The sequence below is a fragment of the Nocardioides lentus genome (assembly GCF_039529515.1).
In the GTDB taxonomy this organism is placed as follows: domain Bacteria; phylum Actinomycetota; class Actinomycetes; order Propionibacteriales; family Nocardioidaceae; genus Nocardioides; species Nocardioides lentus.
The window spans coordinates 46,853-63,566 of record NZ_BAAAMY010000006.1; the positions used below are offsets into that span (position 1 = coordinate 46,853).

The 16,714-nt window shown below is 74.6% G+C and carries 15 protein-coding genes; 10 read left to right on the forward strand and 5 right to left on the reverse strand.

Going from position 1 to position 16,714, the window contains the following annotated elements; genetic code table 11:
- The 6 genes from ABD158_RS13570 to ABD158_RS13595 form a co-directional block, all read left to right on the forward strand.
- The coding region (locus tag ABD158_RS13570; RefSeq protein WP_344008054.1) for an Rne/Rng family ribonuclease at nt 1-2,819 on the forward strand (2,819 nt) is incomplete at its 5' end.
- 207 nt (nt 2,820-3,026) lie between these two features.
- A complete protein-coding gene (rplU, locus tag ABD158_RS13575; RefSeq protein WP_344008055.1) occupies nt 3,027-3,329 on the forward strand; it encodes a 50S ribosomal protein L21 in 303 nt (100 codons plus the stop codon).
- Nucleotides 3,330-3,389: 60 nt separating this feature from the next.
- Nucleotides 3,390-3,644, forward strand: coding sequence for a 50S ribosomal protein L27 (rpmA, locus tag ABD158_RS13580; protein ID WP_344008056.1), 255 nt, complete (start codon nt 3,390-3,392; stop codon nt 3,642-3,644).
- Between the two features lie 167 nt (nt 3,645-3,811).
- Nucleotides 3,812-5,407, forward strand: coding sequence for a GTPase ObgE (gene obgE, locus ABD158_RS13585; RefSeq protein ID WP_344008057.1), 1,596 nt, complete (start codon nt 3,812-3,814; stop codon nt 5,405-5,407).
- Complete coding sequence (gene proB / locus ABD158_RS13590) at nt 5,404-6,522, forward strand: glutamate 5-kinase (RefSeq protein ID WP_344008058.1); 1,119 nt, start codon at nt 5,404-5,406, stop codon at nt 6,520-6,522. The genes obgE and proB overlap by 4 nt, the downstream gene beginning before the upstream one ends.
- A gap of 59 nt (nt 6,523-6,581) precedes the next feature.
- Nucleotides 6,582-7,043 carry an SRPBCC family protein gene (locus ABD158_RS13595; protein WP_344008059.1) on the forward strand — a complete coding sequence of 154 codons (462 nt, stop codon included), beginning with the start codon at nt 6,582-6,584 and terminating at the stop codon, nt 7,041-7,043.
- A gap of 97 nt (nt 7,044-7,140) precedes the next feature.
- Here ABD158_RS13595 and ABD158_RS13600 read toward each other — a convergent pair whose 3' ends face one another.
- Complete coding sequence (locus tag ABD158_RS13600; RefSeq protein WP_344008060.1) at nt 7,141-8,028, reverse strand: DUF4394 domain-containing protein; 888 nt, start codon at nt 8,026-8,028, stop codon at nt 7,141-7,143.
- 184 nt (nt 8,029-8,212) lie between these two features.
- Between ABD158_RS13600 and ABD158_RS13605 the strand changes: the two genes are divergently transcribed.
- Genes ABD158_RS13605 through ABD158_RS13620 form a run of 4 tightly spaced genes read left to right on the forward strand, consistent with a single transcriptional unit; the run spans nt 8,213 to nt 12,621 of the window.
- Entirely contained in the window at nt 8,213-9,199 is a 987-nt protein-coding gene (locus ABD158_RS13605) for an endonuclease/exonuclease/phosphatase family protein (RefSeq protein WP_344008061.1), read from the forward strand.
- Between the two features lie 32 nt (nt 9,200-9,231).
- Nucleotides 9,232-10,461 carry a cysteine desulfurase family protein gene (locus ABD158_RS13610; RefSeq protein ID WP_344008063.1) on the forward strand — a complete coding sequence of 410 codons (1,230 nt, stop codon included), beginning with the start codon at nt 9,232-9,234 and terminating at the stop codon, nt 10,459-10,461.
- A 22-nt stretch (nt 10,462-10,483) separates the two neighbouring features.
- On the forward strand, nt 10,484-11,626 hold the full coding sequence (gene mnmA, locus ABD158_RS13615; protein ID WP_344008065.1) for a tRNA 2-thiouridine(34) synthase MnmA: 1,143 nt from the start codon (nt 10,484-10,486) through the stop codon (nt 11,624-11,626).
- Nucleotides 11,623-12,621 (forward strand): uroporphyrinogen decarboxylase/cobalamine-independent methonine synthase family protein, encoded by a 999-nt coding sequence (locus tag ABD158_RS13620; RefSeq protein WP_344008066.1) that lies wholly within the window; start codon nt 11,623-11,625, stop codon nt 12,619-12,621. The genes mnmA and ABD158_RS13620 overlap by 4 nt, the downstream gene beginning before the upstream one ends.
- Before the next feature lie 281 nt (nt 12,622-12,902).
- Here ABD158_RS13620 and ABD158_RS13625 read toward each other — a convergent pair whose 3' ends face one another.
- Genes ABD158_RS13625 through ABD158_RS13640 form a run of 4 tightly spaced genes read right to left on the reverse strand, consistent with a single transcriptional unit; the run spans nt 12,903 to nt 16,489 of the window.
- Complete coding sequence (locus ABD158_RS13625) at nt 12,903-13,919, reverse strand: glycine betaine ABC transporter substrate-binding protein (RefSeq protein WP_344008067.1); 1,017 nt, start codon at nt 13,917-13,919, stop codon at nt 12,903-12,905.
- A 53-nt stretch (nt 13,920-13,972) separates the two neighbouring features.
- On the reverse strand, nt 13,973-14,797 hold the full coding sequence (locus ABD158_RS13630) for an ABC transporter permease (protein WP_344008068.1): 825 nt from the start codon (nt 14,795-14,797) through the stop codon (nt 13,973-13,975).
- Entirely contained in the window at nt 14,794-15,840 is a 1,047-nt protein-coding gene (locus ABD158_RS13635; protein ID WP_425573205.1) for an ABC transporter ATP-binding protein, read from the reverse strand. Before ABD158_RS13635 ends, ABD158_RS13630 begins: the two co-directional genes overlap by 4 nt.
- A complete protein-coding gene (locus tag ABD158_RS13640; RefSeq protein WP_344008069.1) occupies nt 15,833-16,489 on the reverse strand; it encodes an ABC transporter permease in 657 nt (218 codons plus the stop codon). Before ABD158_RS13640 ends, ABD158_RS13635 begins: the two co-directional genes overlap by 8 nt.
- Nucleotides 16,490-16,714: the final 225 nt, after the last annotated feature.

The window sequence follows — 16,714 nt, forward strand, 5'->3', positions numbered from 1 at the left end:
CCCGCCGGCGCCGCAAGGGCGGCGGTCAGGACGGCGACGACGCCGGGTCGGACTCCCGTGACGACACCCGTGACGACACCTCGGCGCGCGGCGCCGACGGGTCCGCCGACCCCGGCGCCCCCGGCGGCGAGGACGACACCGCGGACGAGCCCGCCGCCGGAGGCCGCCGGTCCGGCGGGCGGGGCCGCCGGTCGGGGGCGGCCTCGAGCGAGGCGCAGGCGTCCGCCGAGCCCGCCGACGGCACCGACGGCACCGACGACGCGGGCGACGAGGGGTCGTCCGGGTCCCGCGGCCAGGGCGACGACGCCGCCGACGGCGTCACCTCCAAGCGCCGCCGACGTCGGCGCCGTGCCGGCGACGGCGAGTCCGGCGGCGGGGAGGACGACGGCCAGACCGTCACCCGCGTCCGCCGGCCGCGCTCGGCCGAGGACGAGATCACCGCGGTGGCCGGTTCCACGCGCCTCGAGGCCAAGAAGCAGCGACGCCGCGAGGGCCGGGAGGCCGGCCGGCGACGGGCGCCGATCCTCAGCGAGGCCGAGTTCCTGGCCCGCCGCGAGGCGGTCGAGCGGTCGATGGTCGTCCGCCAGCGCGACGACCTGACCCAGATCGCCGTGCTCGAGGACGGCGTCCTGGTCGAGCACTACGTGGCGCGGGAGTCCCAGACCTCCCTCATCGGCAACGTCTACCTCGGCCGCGTCCAGAACGTGCTGCCCTCCATGGAGGCGGCGTTCGTCGACATCGGCAAGGGCCGCAACGCCGTGCTCTACGCCGGCGAGGTCAACTGGGCCTCGCTCGGCCACGTCGAGGGCCAGCCCCGCAAGATCGAGTCCGTGCTCTCGAGCGGCCAGTCGGTCCTCGTGCAGGTCACCAAGGACCCGATCGGCCACAAGGGCGCCCGCCTGACCAGCCAGATCAGCCTCGCCGGCCGGTTCGTCGTCTACGTCCCCGACGGCACGACCAGCGGCATCTCCCGCAAGCTGCCCGACACCGAGCGGGCGCGCCTGAAGTCCGAGCTCAAGGAGATCGTCCCGGACGGCGCCTCCGTCATCGTGCGGACCGCGGCCGAGGGCGCCACGGAGGAGCAGCTGACGCGCGACGTCGAGCGGCTCACGGCCCGGTGGGCCGCCATCGAGTCCCAGGCGAAGGGCAGCGCCCCGCAGCTGCTCTACGGCGAGCCGGACCTCACCCTGAAGGTCGTCCGCGACCTCTTCACCGAGGACTTCGCCGAGCTCCTCGTCGAGGGCGACGGCGCGTGGGACACCGTGCGCGACTACGTCGCCCACGTCGCCCCGGACCTCGAGGAGCGGCTGGTCCGCTTCACGCCGGGCGAGAACGGCAAGGACTGCTTCGCGATCAAGCGGATCGACGAGCAGATCGCCAAGGGCCTCGACCGCAAGGTGTGGCTGCCCTCGGGCGGATCGCTCATCTTCGACCGCACCGAGGCGATGACGGTCGTCGACGTCAACACCGGCAAGTTCACCGGCTCCGGGGGCAACCTCGAGGAGACCGTCACCAAGAACAACCTCGAGGCCGCCGAGGAGCTGGTCCGCCAGCTGCGGCTGCGGGACATCGGCGGCATCGTCGTCGTCGACTTCATCGACATGGTGCTGGAGTCCAACCGTGACCTGGTCCTGCGCCGCCTCGTCGAGTGCCTCGGCCGTGACCGCACCCGGCACCAGGTGGCCGAGGTGACCTCGCTGGGCCTGGTCCAGATGACGCGCAAGCGCATCGGCACGGGTCTGCTCGAGGCCTTCAGCGAGACCTGCACCCACTGCGGCGGCCGCGGACTGCACCTGTCGGACGTCCCGGTCGAGCCCTCCGGCTCCGGGTCGGGCGCGGGCGACGGCGACGGTCGTGGTGGCAAGGGCCGCCGACGTGGTGGCAAGGGCGGCAACGGCTCCGGTGACGGCCGCTCGGGCCCGGCCCGCGGCGACGACGCGTCCGACGGGCCCACCCCGCCGCGGCCGACCCCGTCCCCGAGCTACGTCGCCGCGGTGGCCAAGCCGGAGAACGCCGACCGGCCCCCGGTCGACGAGCCGGCCACCGAGCCCGAGCCCTCGCGACAGCCGGCTGCGGCGACCCGGCCCGAGGCCGGCACCGCGGCCCCCGCCGAGTCGCCCGCCGAGTCGCCCGCCGAGGACCGGGTCGCCGAGGCCGGGACCCCGGCCGCGACCCCGGCCGCCGAGGCCGTGGAGACCACCCCCACGGTGACGCGGTCGACCCGGAGGCGCGGGGGGTCCCGCTCGACGCGCACGCCCGCCGCCGAGCAGCCGACCGAGCAGCCGACCGAGCAGCCGACCGAGCAGCCGACCGTGACGCCGACCGGGCAGTCGGCCGGGCAGCCGGACGAGCAGCCTGCGCCGGAGCCTGCCGCGTCCGTCCCCGAGCCCGCGGTCGAGCCGGCGGCGACGCCGACCGTCACCCGGTCGACGCGCCGCCGCGGCGGGTCGCGGTCCGCGGCCCGGACCGAGCCGGTCGCCGCGCCGGCGGACGACGCCCCGGTCCCGGCGGCCGACCCCGCTCCGGAGCCGGCCCCCGAGTCCAGCCCCGAGCCTGGCCCCGAGCCCGGCCCCGAGCCCGGACCGGAGCCGACGGCGACGACGCCGACGGTCACGCGCACCACCCGCCGTCGCCGTGCGGCCCGCCCGGCCGGCAGCCCCGAGGGGTCGACCCCGGCCGTGGTGGTCGCCGAGCCGACGCCGGACCCGTCCGCGGGCGCGGCGCCGGCCGAGGTCGTCCAGGCCCCGCCGCCGCCCCGGGTGGTGACCCGCACGCGCGGCTCCCGTCGTACGACGGGCGCCGGCGGCGACCAGGACTGACCCGCGGGCCGGTCCGACGACCGGCCCACGAGGTGCCCCCGGTGTCCGCCGGGGGCACCGAGTTGGTCGTCGGGGCCGGACCTCGGTACGATCTACCTTCGGCGCGCGCGAGCGCGCCGTGCGTCTGCAGTGATCCGGGTGTCCCGTGTGGCCCCGTCCGAGGCGCCGCAGACCACACAGAAGACTCAGACGTTGGAGGAGACCGCGGTGTACGCGATCGTGCGCGCAGGCGCCAAGCAGCAGAAGGTCGCTGTCGGCGACGTCATCGAGATCGACACGGTGCCCACCGCCGTGGGGGAGACCCTGACGCTCCCGGTCGTGCTCGCCGTCGACGGTGACGACGTGACGTCCGGCGGCCTCGACAAGGCCGCGGTGACCGTCGAGGTCCTCGGCGCCACCAAGGGCCCGAAGATCGTCATCCAGAAGTACAAGAACAAGACCGGCTACAAGAAGCGCCAGGGTCACCGCCAGAAGTACACCCAGGTCAAGGTCACCGACATCAGCCTCTGAGTCCGCGGGCCCCGGCCCCGACGACTCACCCGCGACTCACCCTCTGCGAAGGACAACGAGATGGCACACAAGAAGGGCGCGGCGTCCACCAAGAACGGGCGCGACTCCAACTCCCAGCGCCTCGGCGTCAAGCGCTTCGGCGGCCAGGCCGTCAACGCCGGCGAGATCATCGTCCGCCAGCGCGGCACCCACTTCCACCCGGGGTCCGGCGTGGGTCGTGGCGGCGACGACACCCTGTTCGCGCTGCAGGCCGGTGCCGTCGAGTTCGGCACCCGGCGCGGCCGCAAGGTCGTCAACATCGTCCCGGGCGAGTGACCACCACCCTCGTCTAGGCACCAGCACCGACCAAGGGCGTCCCGGGACCGGGGCGCCCTTCGTCGTCCCCACGGCGACACCCCCACAGCGACACCCCCACGGCGACACCGCCACGGCGACACCGCCGACCGCACCACCCGCTCCACCTACGAGAAGAGGCTCCACCGATGGCCGTGCCCAGCTTCGTCGACCGGGTCAGGCTGCACGTGGCCGCCGGGCGCGGCGGCAACGGTGTCGCCTCCGTGCACCGTGAGAAGTTCAAGCCCCTCGGTGGCCCCGACGGCGGCAACGGCGGCCCCGGTGGCTCCGTCATCCTGCGCGTCGACCCCGACGTGACCACCCTGGTCGACTACCACCACAGCCCCCGTCGCACGGCGACCCACGGCGGCCACGGCGCGGGCGGGCACCGCAACGGCGCCCACGGGGCCGACCTCGTGCTCGGCGTCCCCGACGGCACGGTCGTCAAGGCCGAGTCCGGCGAGGTCCTCGGCGACCTCGTGGGCAGCGGCAGCGAGATGGTGGTCGCCGAGGGCGGCCGCGGCGGTCTCGGCAACGCCGCGCTCGCGTCCAAGAACCGCAAGGCCCCCGGGTTCGCCCTGCTCGGAGAGCCCGGCGACGAGCTGGTCCTCACCCTCGAGCTGAAGGTCGTCGCCGACGTCGGGCTGGTGGGCTTCCCGAGCGCGGGCAAGTCCAGCCTGATCGCCGCGATGTCGCGGGCCCGACCCAAGATCGCCGACTACCCGTTCACCACGCTGGTGCCCAACCTGGGCGTCGTGACGGCCGGCGAGACGACGTTCACCGTCGCCGACGTGCCCGGCCTGATCGAGGGCGCGAGCGAGGGCCGCGGCCTGGGTCACCAGTTCCTGCGTCACGTGGAGCGCTGCGCCGCGCTGGTCCACGTGGTCGACACCGCGACCATCGAGCCGGGCCGCAACCCGGTCGACGACCTCGACGTCATCGAGCGCGAGCTGGAGCGGTACGGCGGTCTCGAGGACCGGCCGCGCCTGGTCGCGCTCAACAAGACCGACGTCCCCGACGGTCACGAGATCGCGGAGATGACCGTCGAGGAGCTCCGCGACCGCGGCCTGAGGGTCTTCGAGGTCTCCGCGGCGTCCGGCGCCGGTCTGCGCGAGCTCGGCTTCGCGATGGCGGAGATCGTCACCGCCGCCCGAGCCGCCCGTCCCTCCGTCGGGGCCACCCGGATCGTGCTGCGCCCCCAGGGCCCCGCCGACGCCGGCGGCGCCGAGTTCAGCGTGGTCGAGACCGACCAGGGCTGGCGGGTCCGGGGCACGAAGCCCGAGCGCTGGGTGCGTCAGACCGACTTCTCCAACGAGGAGGCCGTCGGGTTCCTCGCCGACCGCTTCGAGCGGCTCGGTGTCGAGGCGCGGCTCCTCGAGCTCGGTGCCGAGGAGGGCGACGCCGTCCTCATCGGCCCCGAGAGCGACAGCGTCGTCTTCGACTTCCAGCCCGGCATCGCCGCCGGCGCGGAGATGCTCGGGCGACGCGGGGAGGACCAGCGCTTCGACACCGAGCGCCCGGCCGCCGCCCGTCGCAAGCGGATCCAGGAGGAGCTCGCCGAGCGCAGCGAGGAGGAGACCCGCGCCGACGTGGCCCGTCGCATCGACGCCGAGCGGGCCGAGCGCTCCGAGCGGCGCAAGGGCCGCGACCTCGGCGACTCCGCCCCCCATCGTGGCCCGACGTCCTACGAGATCGGCTCCGAGGAGGACCCCGACCGCGACCCGGACGCCCCGGGGCGCCCGTGAGGGAGCAGGTCACCGCCGCCCGGCGGGTGGTGGTGAAGGTCGGGTCGTCCTCGCTGACGACCGCCGCGGGTGGGCTCGACCCGGTCCGGCTGGACGCGCTGGTCGACGCCCTCGCCGCCGCGCGGGCCCGTGGCGCCGAGGTGGTGCTGGTGTCCTCGGGCGCCATCGCCGCCGGCCTGGCGCCCCTGGGCCTGCGCCGCCGCCCCCACCAGCTGGCCCTGCAGCAGGCGGCGGCCTCGGTCGGCCAGGGCCTGCTCGTGCGCCACTACACCGAGGCCCTGGCGCGTCACGGCGTCGTGGCGGGGCAGGTGCTGCTCACCGTGGACGACGTCGTCCGCCGCGCCCACTACCGCAACGCCCACCAGGCGCTCGACCAGCTGCTCTCGCTCGGCGTGCTCCCGGTCGTCAACGAGAACGACACGGTCGCGACCTCCGAGATCCGCTTCGGCGACAACGACCGTCTCGCGGCCCTCACCGCCCACCTGGTCCACGCCGACCTGCTCGTCCTGCTCTCCGACGTCGACGGCCTCTACGACGGCGACCCGGCGCGTGAGGGGACCCGCCTGGTGCCCCGCGTGGGCGGTCCGGCGGAGCTGGAGGCGCTCGACATCGGCACGACCGGCTCCGCCGGGGTCGGGACCGGCGGCATGACGACGAAGGTGGAGGCCGCCCGCATCGCGACCGGCGCGGGGATCCCCGTCGTCCTCACCTCCGCGGCCCGCGCCGCGGAGGCCCTGGCGGGGGAGGAGGTCGGCACGGTGTTCGACCCGACCGGCCGCCGCCGTCCCACCCGGCTGCTGTGGCTGCGCCACGCGACCGAGCCGCTCGGGGTGCTCCACCTCGACGCCGGCGCGGTGCGGGCCGTCGTGGAGCGCCGCGCCTCGCTGCTGCCCGCGGGCGTCACCGGCGCCTCGGGCAGCTTCGAGGCCGGCGACCCCGTCGACCTGGCGGGGCCCGACGGCGTCCCGGTCGCCCGCGGCCTGGTCGCCTACGACGCCGCCGACCTGCCGGACCTGCTCGGGCGCTCGACCGGTGACATCGCCGCCGAGCGCGGCGCGGGCTGGGAGCGCGAGCTCGTCCACCGCGACGACCTGGCGCTCCTGCGCGACCACTGAGCTCCTGCCCGCGTCGCCCGGGACGCATCGCCCACGCCCGACCTGGGCACCCGGCGGTCATGTCCGAGACCAGGATCACCGTCCAGCGCACGATCGACGCCGCGAGCCCGCAGGTGTTCGACGTCCTCTCCCTCCCGCAGCGCCACCCCGAGCTCGACACCTCCGGCACCGTCGTCTCCGTCGACCACGGTGACCGGATCACCGCCGTCGGCCAGACGTTCCGGATGAACATGCACGCCGAGATGATGGGTGGCGACTACCAGACCGACAACCACGTCACCGGCTACCAGGAGAACCACCTGCTGGCCTGGGAGACCGCGCCCGCCGGCACCGAGCCGCCCGGCTGGGAATGGGTGTGGCAGCTCGAGGCCCAGGGTCCCGACGCGACCCGGGTGACCCTGACCTACGACTGGGAGAAGGTCACCGACCCGGAGCTGCTGAAGAAGATCTCGTTCCCGCTGATCCCGGCGGCGGACCTCGAGGGCTCCCTCGAGGCCCTCGCGGCCGCGGTCAGCGGCTGAGCGGGCCCGCCCCACGACGCACGACGGGCCGGCCGGGGGAGCAGTCCCCCGGCCGGCCCGTCGTGCGTGGAGCGTGTCGTGCGTGGCGCCCGTCGGCTCAGCGGGTGCCGGGGGCCAGGCGGATCGCCAGGTCGGCGACGTCGGTCGGGAAGCGGCCGACGCGGGTGGCCTCACCGGTGGTGAGGTTGACCTGGTGCAGGATGCGGTTGCCGTTCTGCATGAGGATCGCGTAGCCGGCGTTGTCGGAGGTCACGCCCTCGCCGTCGACCGCGGAGTAGATGTCGAACGACGCGTCGGGGCCCACGCCCTTGCGCAGGCTGCCGACCGAGCTCAGCGTGCCGGCGTTGGCCGGGGCCTGCACGACGACGCCGTTGGTGGCGGTGTTGATGTCGAGCAGCGTGGTGCCGGTGACGGTCGAGTTGTCGTTGTTGGTGTACGCCGCGGCGGTCACGCCGCTGGTGGTGCCCGCGGTGGGCGGGCTCGTCAGCGGGGTGTCGACGTTGGTGGTGACGCCGGAGTCGGTGAACGCGAGGCGCAGGTTCTGCCCGGCGTCCGACACGATCCGCAGCGCGTCGGCGGCGGGGTTGAAGTCGACGCCGAACCGCTGGCCGTCCAGGGGCACCGAGATCTGGCCGACCTGGGTCAGCGCGCCGGTGCGCAGCGCCACGGTGTAGACGCCGCCGCCGTCGCCCACGACGTAGAGGCGGCCGTTGGAGGGACGCACGTCGGCGCCGATGGACTCCGTGTCGCCCTCGGCCCAGCCCGTGAGCGCGCCGTAGCTGTTGACGGACTGCGGGTTGGCGAGACGGAACGCGACGAGCTCGCCGTCGCTGGTGATGCCGAAGGCCCGCGCGGAGGCGGGGGCCTGCGAGGAGGCGCTGGTCTCGAAGTCCGCGCCGCGGGCCGCGCTCGCGCCCGGCGCGAACGAGACGGCGGTCAGGGCGGCGGCCGCGAGGCCGACGGTGAGGGTGGTCAGTCGCTGCATGATCTGCGGATCCCTTCGACGAGGTCGGTCACCCGGCTGGGTGCCCCATGTCGGGCCGGCCGCCGCACGTGCGTCGGCGACGTGACCCACGGGGGATACGGGCCACCGGGTGTTCGCGTTCACGGCGTCGCGTGATTTCTTCGCGGTCGTCGTCCGTCCGGGTGCCTTGGCTACCGTCGGCGCCATGGTGCGGCGTGGTGTGGTGGTGGCGGTCCTCCTCGTGCTGCTGGTGCCGGCCGCGGCCCTGACGGTGCTGCGCCTCGGCGACCCCGGGTGGGTGCTGGCCGTGCAGGCCGTCACCTTCGCGCCCGCCGCCCTCGTGCTCTACGCGCTGGCGCTGCTGGTCCTGGTCGTCGCGGCGCTGCGCTCGGCCGGCGGCGCCCGCCTGCTTGCGGGCGTCGTGGCGGTGCTGGTGGTGGTGCCGCTCGCGCTGCACGCGAGCTGGTTCGCGCCTCAGGTGGCGGGCGCGGAGCCCGCCGCCGCGCCCGACGCGGTGCCGCTGCGGGTCATGACGTCGAACCTGCTGCGCGGCGACGGCGACCCCGCCGACGTGGTGGCGGCCGCCCGCGAGGCGCGTGCCGACCTGGTGGTCCTCCCGGAGGCGACGGCGCGGACCACCCGGGCGCTGGGGCGCCTCGGCGCCGACGAGGCCTGGCCCCACCGCGCCGGTCGGGCCGGCGCCGACATCGAGGGCACCCTGGTGCTCTCGGCCGACCCGGTCCGCGACGTGCGGGTGCTGCCGACGCAGCTCGACTCGGTGGCCTTCACCGTCGAGCGCGGGGACCGCGACCTGCGGGTGCTGGCGGTCCACCCGATCGCGCCGTACGACGGGGCCGCGGGGTGGCGGCGCGACCACGCGGCGATCCTCGCCGCGGTCCGCCGCGAGCGGCCCGACGTGGTGCTGGGCGACTTCAACGCGACCATGGACCACCGGCCGATGCGGCGCCTGGCGGCCGAGGGCTACCGGACCGCGACCGAGGTGGCCAACGAGGGCTGGCGGCCGACCTGGCCGGTCAACGGCCTGTTCTCGCTCGGCCCGCTGCCGCTGCCGCGCTCGGCGGAGATCGACCACGTGCTCGTCCGCGACGGCACCGCCGTCCTCGGCACCGAGCGCCACCTCGTCGCCGGCACGGACCACCTCGCGCTGTCGGCGGACCTGCGGCTGCGCTGACCCGCCGCCCGGAGCGTACGCTGGGCGGTGCCATGAGTGTCCGTGCGTCCGTCCCCGTCGACCGCACCGTGGGGACCGCGGCCGAGCCGCGCACCGTCTACCTCGACCACGCCGCCACCACCCCGATGGTGCCGGCGGCGGTCGAGGCGATGACCGGTCTGCTGGGCTCCGTGGGCAACCCCTCGTCGCTCCACGCGTCGGGTCGGCGCGCCCGCCGGGTGGTCGAGGAGTCGCGCGAGCAGGTCGCCGCCGCGGTCGGCTGCCGACCCGGTGACGTCGTCTTCACCTCCGGTGGCACCGAGGCCGACAACCTCGCCGTCAAGGGCCTCTTCTGGGCCCGCCGCGGCGCCGACCCCGCGCGGCGACGGGTCCTCACCACCGCCGTCGAGCACCACGCGGTGCTCGACCCGGCCCACTGGCTCGCCGAGCACCACGGCGCCGAGGTCGAGCACCTCCCCGTCGACTCCCGGGGCCGGCTCGAGACCGCCGCGCTCGCCGCGGCCCTCGAGCGCGACCCCGGCTCGGTGGCGCTGGTCTCGGTGATGTGGGGCAACAACGAGGTCGGCACCCTCCAGCCCCTCGACGAGGTCGTCGCTCTCGCCTCGGCCCACGGCGTGCCGGTCCACACCGACGGCGTCCAGGCCGTCGGTGCCGTCGAGGTCGACGTCGCGGCGCTCGGCGTCGACGCGCTCACGGTCAGCGCCCACAAGCTCGGCGGCCCCTACGGCGTCGGCGCGCTCGTGTGTCGTCGGGAGGTCGGCCTGGTCCCCATGGTCCACGGCGGCGGCCAGGAGCAGGACCTGCGCAGCGGCACCGTCGACGCCCCCTCGATCGCCGGGTTCGCCACCGCGGTGACGGCCGCCGCCGAGCAGCAGGCCGAGCACGCCGCCCACCTCGCCGCGCTCCGCCGGCGCCTGGTCGCCGGCGTCCGGGGCGTCGTCGGCGACGTCGTCGAGAACGGCGACCCCACGCACCGTCTGCCGGGCATCGCCCACCTGACCTTCCCCGGCTGCGAGGGCGACTCGCTGCTGATGCTCCTCGACGCCCGCGGCATCGAGTGCTCGACCGGCTCGGCCTGCTCCTCGGGGGTCCCGCAGGCCTCGCACGTCCTGCTGGCCATGGGCTGCGACGACGCGGCGGCCCGCGGGTCGCTGCGGTTCTCGCTCGGACGGGGCTCCACGGAGGCCGACGTCGACGCCGTCGTCGCCGAGATCGGCCCGGTGGTCGAGCGCGCCCGCGCCGCCGGCCGGCGGTCCTGGTGACGCGCGGCCCGGAGCCGTCGCCGTGAGGGTCGTGGCGGCCATGTCCGGCGGGGTGGACTCCGCCGTCGCCGCGGCGCGCGCCGTGGACGCCGGCCACGAGGTCACCGGCGTGCACCTGGCGCTCTCGCGCAACCCCGCGTCCTACCGGTCGGGGGCGCGGGGCTGCTGCACGGTCGAGGACAGCAACGACGCCCGGCGTGCCGCCGACGTCATCGGGATCCCCTTCTACGTGTGGGACATGAGCGAGGAGTTCCACGACGACGTGGTGACGGACTTCCTCGACGAGTACGCCGCGGGCCGCACCCCCAACCCGTGCCTGCGCTGCAACGAGCGCATCAAGTTCGCGGCCGTGCTCGACCGTGCGGTGGCCCTGGGCTTCGACGCGGTCGCCACCGGTCACTACGCCACGTTGGTCGACGGCGCCGCCGGGCGGGAGATGCACCGCGCCGTCGACCCCGCCAAGGACCAGTCCTACGTGCTGGGCGTGCTGACGGCCGGGCAGCTGGAGCACGCCCTGTTCCCGCTCGGCGGCTCCCTCAAGACCGACGTGCGCGCCGAGGCGGGGCGCCGGGGGCTGCTCGTGGCCGACAAGCCCGACAGCCACGACATCTGCTTCGTCGCCGACGGCGACACCGCCGGCTGGCTCTCGGAGAAGCTCGGCGACGACGCACCGAACCGCGGGGGCGAGGTGGTCGACGACGTCACCGGCGAGGTGCTCGGCACCCACGGGGGCTCGTGGGCCTACACGATCGGCCAGCGTCGCGGGCTGCGCGTCGGACGCCCCGCCGCCGACGGGAGGCCCCGCTACGTGCTCGACATCGAGCCGGTCTCCGGCACGGTCCGGGTGGGGGGCCGCGAGCGGCTCGCCGTGACCCGGCTGCGCGCCGACCGGCCGCGCTGGTGCGGACCCGCGCCGGACGGGCCCCTGCGGGGGACCGTCCAGCTGCGAGCCCACGGTCGCGAGCACGCCGCGACCGTCCGCGTCGTCGACGACCACGTCGACGTCGAGCTGCACGAGGCCGCCGAGGGCGTCGCGCCGGGCCAGGCCGTCGTCGTCTACGACGGCAGTCGGGTCGTCGGGTCGGCCACCATCGTGGCCACCGACCGGGCCGAGCACGCCGCCCGTGCCGACGCCCGGCCCGCCGACGAGCGGGCCCGCGCGTGACCCGCGCCTCGGGCGTCGGGTCGTGGCCGGGCGACGACGCGACCGACTTCGCCGAGGCCCAGCGGGTCGTGCTGGGCGAGCTCGACCTGCCGCACCTCGTCGAGCTGCCCGGGCGCGGGGCCCCGGCCACGACGACCGGCCGCGGGCTCGCGCTGGTCGCGGAGCTCGGCGCCGACCTGCAGCCCGCCGGGTGGCGGCTGACCGGCGGGGGAGCGGGCGTCGACCACCGCCGCGCCCGCAGCCTGCTCGCGCAGGACCTCGACGCCCTCGAGGAGCAGGGCCAGGGCCTGACCGGCCCGGTCAAGGTGCAGGTCGCCGGGCCCTGGACGCTCGCGGCGACCGTCGAGCGCCCCCGCGGCGACAAGGTGCTGGCCGACCACGGCGCCCGCCGCGACCTGGCCCAGGCCCTCGCCGAGGGCGTCCGCGACCACGTCGCGGACCTGCGGCGCCGTCTGCCCGACGCCACGTCGTACGTGGTGCAGGTCGACGAGCCCGCCCTGCCCGGCGTGATGGCCGGGCGGGTGCCGACGGCCTCGGGCTTCGGGCGGCACCGCACCGTGCACCCGCCGGAGGCCTCGGCGCTGCTGGAGGAGGTGCTCGGGGCGGTCGTGGCGGCCGGCGCCGAGCCCTGGGCGCACTGCTGCGCGCCGTCCGAGGACGGGGCCGTCCTGCGGCTCCTGCGCGGCGCGGGGGCGCGGGGCCTGCTCGTCGACGCCGACCTGCTCACCGCCGCCGACCACGACCAGCTCGCCGAGTCGCTCGAGGCGGGCGGCACCGTCGGCCTGGGACTCGTCGCCCACGGCGCCCCCGTGCCCACCGACACGACCCTCGTCGAGCGCGTCGAGCGCTGGTGCGACCTCGTGGGGCTCGACCTCGAGGCCCACGCCGGGGGGATCGTCCTCACCCCCGCCTGCGGCCTCGCCGGCGCGGCGGCCGGGGCCGCCCGTCGTACGTGCACCACGCTGGCCTCCGCCGCCCGCGCCCTCACCCCCTGACCGCCGAGTCGGCGCCAGTTCCCGCCCCGGTGCCGCCGAGTCGGCGGCAGTTCCCGGCCCGGAGCCGCCGAGTCGGCGCCAGTTCCCGCCCCGGAGCCGCCGAGTCGGTCGTACGGCGGGATCTCGTGACGGCTGGGCGGTCGTACGGCGGGAGGTCGTGACGGCTGGGCGGTCGTACGGCGGGATCTCGTGACGAGTCGACACCGGCCCGCCGTCCTGGTGGACGACGGGCCGGCGGGTGCTGCGGGTGGGGCGGTGCCGCCGCCCCGGTGGGGAGTGGGTCAGCCCTCCTCGGCGAACCCGGCCTCGACCAGGTAGTCGGAGGCGATCTGCTCCGGGGACTGGCCCTCGGCCGAGATCCGGGTGTTGAGGTCCTGCATCACCTCGGTGGTCAGCGACTCGGCGAGCGGCGTCAGTGCCTCGAGGACCTCGGGGTTCTGCTCGTCGTAGTCGACGGAGGTCACCGGCACGCCGTTGTAGAGCGGGAAGAACGCCTCGTCGTCCTCGAGCACCACGAGGTTGTTGGCGGCGATGCGGCCGTCGGTGGTGAAGATCTCGCCGAAGTCGCAGTTGCCGTTGCCGGTCTGCGTGTAGACGACGCCGGTGCCGAGGCTCTGCTCGTCGCCGCCGGTGATCCCGTAGGCCTGCTTGAAGCCGGGGTAGCCGTCGGGGCGGTTGGCGAACTCGGACTCCACGCAGACGGTCGAGTCGGGGTTCTCGTCGATGTAGGCCGCCATGTCCGAGTGGGTGGCCACGTCGTTCTCGTTGGCGAAGTCCTCGGTCACCGCGAAGGCGTAGGTGTTGTTGAAGGGCGACAGCGGGCCCCACACGACACCGTTCTCGACGTCGGCCTCCTTGACGGCGTCGTACTGCTCCTGCGGGTCGAAGATCGGCTCCTCGTTGCCCAGGTAGTTGATCCACCCGGTGCCGGTGTACTCCCACATGATGTCGTTCTCGCCGCGGATGATCTTGTCGCGCGCCTGGGTCGACCCCTGGGTGTTGAGGTCGGTGCTGTTGTCGGCGCCCCACAGGCACAGGTACTGCGAGGTGAGCTCGCCGAGCACCAGCTGCTCGTCGAAGTCCTTCGAGCCGACGACCACGGGGACGTCGGTGAGGCCCTCGGGGTCGATGGCGTCGCCGGTGGCCACGAGGCCGCCGCACTCGCCGCCGCCGGCGACGTCGTTGCCGACCGAGGAGCTCTCGTCGAGGCCGCAGCCGGCGAGGGAGACGGCGAGGGCGGTGGCGCCGACGCCGGCGAGGACACGGCGCGTACGACGCGTGATGGGCTGGGTGGTCATGTGGGTCCCTTCGAGGATGGTCGAGCGTTGCGGTCGAGCGAGTCGGGGTCGGGTCACCGGACGCCGCGCGGGGTGGCCCAGCGCTGCAGGATCCCGGCGGCCCAGTCGAGGAACAGCGCGAGGACGGCGATGATCACGGCGATGCTGAGCGTCGCGATCGGACGGTTGGTCTTGATGCCGCCGATGAGGTTGGTCCCGAGACCGCCGGCGTTGAGGAACTGGCCCAGCGGCACGGTCGCGACCGCCAGGATCAGGGCCGTGCGGGCGCCCGCCCCGATGATCGGGACGGCCAGCGGCAGCTCCACCTTGAGCAGCACCGCGGCCGGGGACATGCCCATGCCCTTGGCGGCGTCGAGGACGCCGCGGTCGACCTGCTGCAGACCGGCGATGGTGTTGCGCAGCACGGAGAGGATCGCGTAGGCGGTCAGGATGATGACCACCGCCCAGAAGCCCGTGTAGTAGATCCCGACGAGGGCGAGCAGTCCCAGGCTCGGGGCCGCCTGCCCGAAGTTGGCCACCGCCAGCACGATCGGGGCCAGCTTCTTGGTGCGCTGGCGGGTGACGAGGATCCCGAGGGGCACCGCGATCAGGACCACGAGGACCGCGATGGTGAACGCGATCTGGACGTGCTGGATCGTGGCGTCGACGAGGGCCTGGGTGTCGAGGAGGTTGACCTCGATGTTGTCGAGCTCGCGGCCGTCCACGTAGAAGTAGAGCGCCACCAGCACCGCGGCGAGCACGATCGGCAGCACGGCGTCGCGCGGCGTGATGATCCGCGTGGCCGCGACGGGCGGGGGCCCGCCGCCGGCCCCGACGTGCGGGTCGGCGGGCTCCCCGGGGACGGGGGCGTCGACGCGCTCGGTGGTGCCCGCGCTCACGAGGGGCTCCCCGCGTGGCTCCCGCCGTGGGTGCGGCCGACACGGGCCAGGATCGACTGCACCGACACCGACCCCTTCGTGGTGCCGTTCTCGACGACGGGGATCGTGGTGCTGCCCTTGCCGACCATGAGGTCGAGCGCCTGGTGGAGGCTGTCGGTCGGGGTGACCGAGATGTCGCCCGCCGCGGTGCCCGTCGCCTGCTCCAGCGGGATGCTCGAGACGGGCTCGAAGTGCAGGCGCTTGAGCGCCGCGCCCTCGCCGATGAAGCCGGCCACGAAGTCGTCGGCCGGGGCGGCGAGGATGTTCTCGGGGGTGTCGTACTGGGCGATCTGCGAGCCCTCGCGCAGCACCGCGATGCGGTCGCCGAGCTTGAGGGCCTCGTCGAAGTCGTGGGTGACGAAGACGATCGTCTTCTTCATCGTCAGCTGGAGGCTGCGGAACTCCTCCTGGAGCCGACCGCGGGTGATGGGGTCGACGGCGCCGAAGGGCTCGTCCATCAGCATGATCGGCGGGTCGGCCGCGAGCGCCCGGGCCACGCCGACGCGCTGCTGCTGGCCACCGGAGAGCTGGCGGGGGTAGCGGTCGCGGTACTGGGCCGGGTCGAGACCGACGACGGTGAGCATCTCGTCGACGCGCGTCTTGATGCGCTTCTTGTCCCAGCCGAGCAGCTTGGGCACCAGGGCGACGTTGGAGGCGATCGTCAGGTGCGGGATCAGGCCGATCTGCTGGATCACGTAGCCGATCTGGCGGCGCAGCGTCGTGTCGTTGAGGGACGCGACGTCCTTGCCGTCGATCTCCACGACCCCGTCGCTGGGCGTGATCATCCGGTTGATCATCCGCATGGTGGTCGTCTTGCCGCAGCCCGACGGGCCGACGAAGACGACGATCTCACCGGCGGGGATCTCCATGTCGACGGCGTCGACGGCGGCGCGCTTGGTGCCGGGGTAGCGCTTGGTCAGCTTCTTCAGCGAGATCGGGACGCCGTACGTCGGCTCGGAGGTCGACGTGCCGACGGCGGGCTCGGCGATGGTCTGCTCAGACACGGGCACCTCTCGGGGTGGTGAGTCGGCGGATCACGACGAAGATGCCGTCGAACACGAGGGCGACGGCGGCCACGAAGATCACGCACGCGAGGGCCTGGTTGCCGGTGTTGACCGACCCCAGGTTGTTGAGGGCGTTGAAGCCGAAGATCCCCAGCCCGAAGTCGCCGATGAAGGCGCCGATGGCGAGGATGCCGACGGTGAGCTGGGTCGAGACGCGCAGGCCGGCGAGGATGACGGGCCACGCGATGGGGAAGCGGATCTGCCACAGCATGCGGAAGGACCCCACGCCCATGCCGCGGGCGGCGTCGATGACCCCGGGATCCGCGGACTGCAGGCCGACGATCGCGTTGCGGGTGATGGGCAGCAGCCCGTACATCGACACGACCGGGATGAAGGTCAGCAGCGCGTTGCCGGTGATCGAGTAGACGAAGCCGAACAGGGCCACCGACGGGATCGTGAAGGCGACGGCGATCACGGCGATCGAGGCGTTCGGCAGGGTGACCGAGCGGTAGGTCAGCAGCGCCAGCGTGAGGCCGACGGCGGCCGCCAGGGCCACGCAGTAGATGGACAGCAGGAAGTGCTGCTGGGTCCGGAAGATGACGTCGGCGAGGTTCTGCGACAACCACTCCGGGAAGGGGAGACCGGTCACGAGGTCCCCCCGCGGTGGTCGGGGATCGGTGTCGGGTGGGGCCTGGGGGTCAGGCGACGGGTGGGGCTCACGGTCCTCCAGGTGACTCGACAGCAGGGGCTGGACGGTCCGACCGTCTCCGAGTCGATCCCGGGGGCCGACCAGGGCGAAAGATACGTGAGGAACGGCCGTGCACCCGGGAAGCAAAGCGAGTCGTGACGCGTTCGTGACACTGCGGTCTAGACA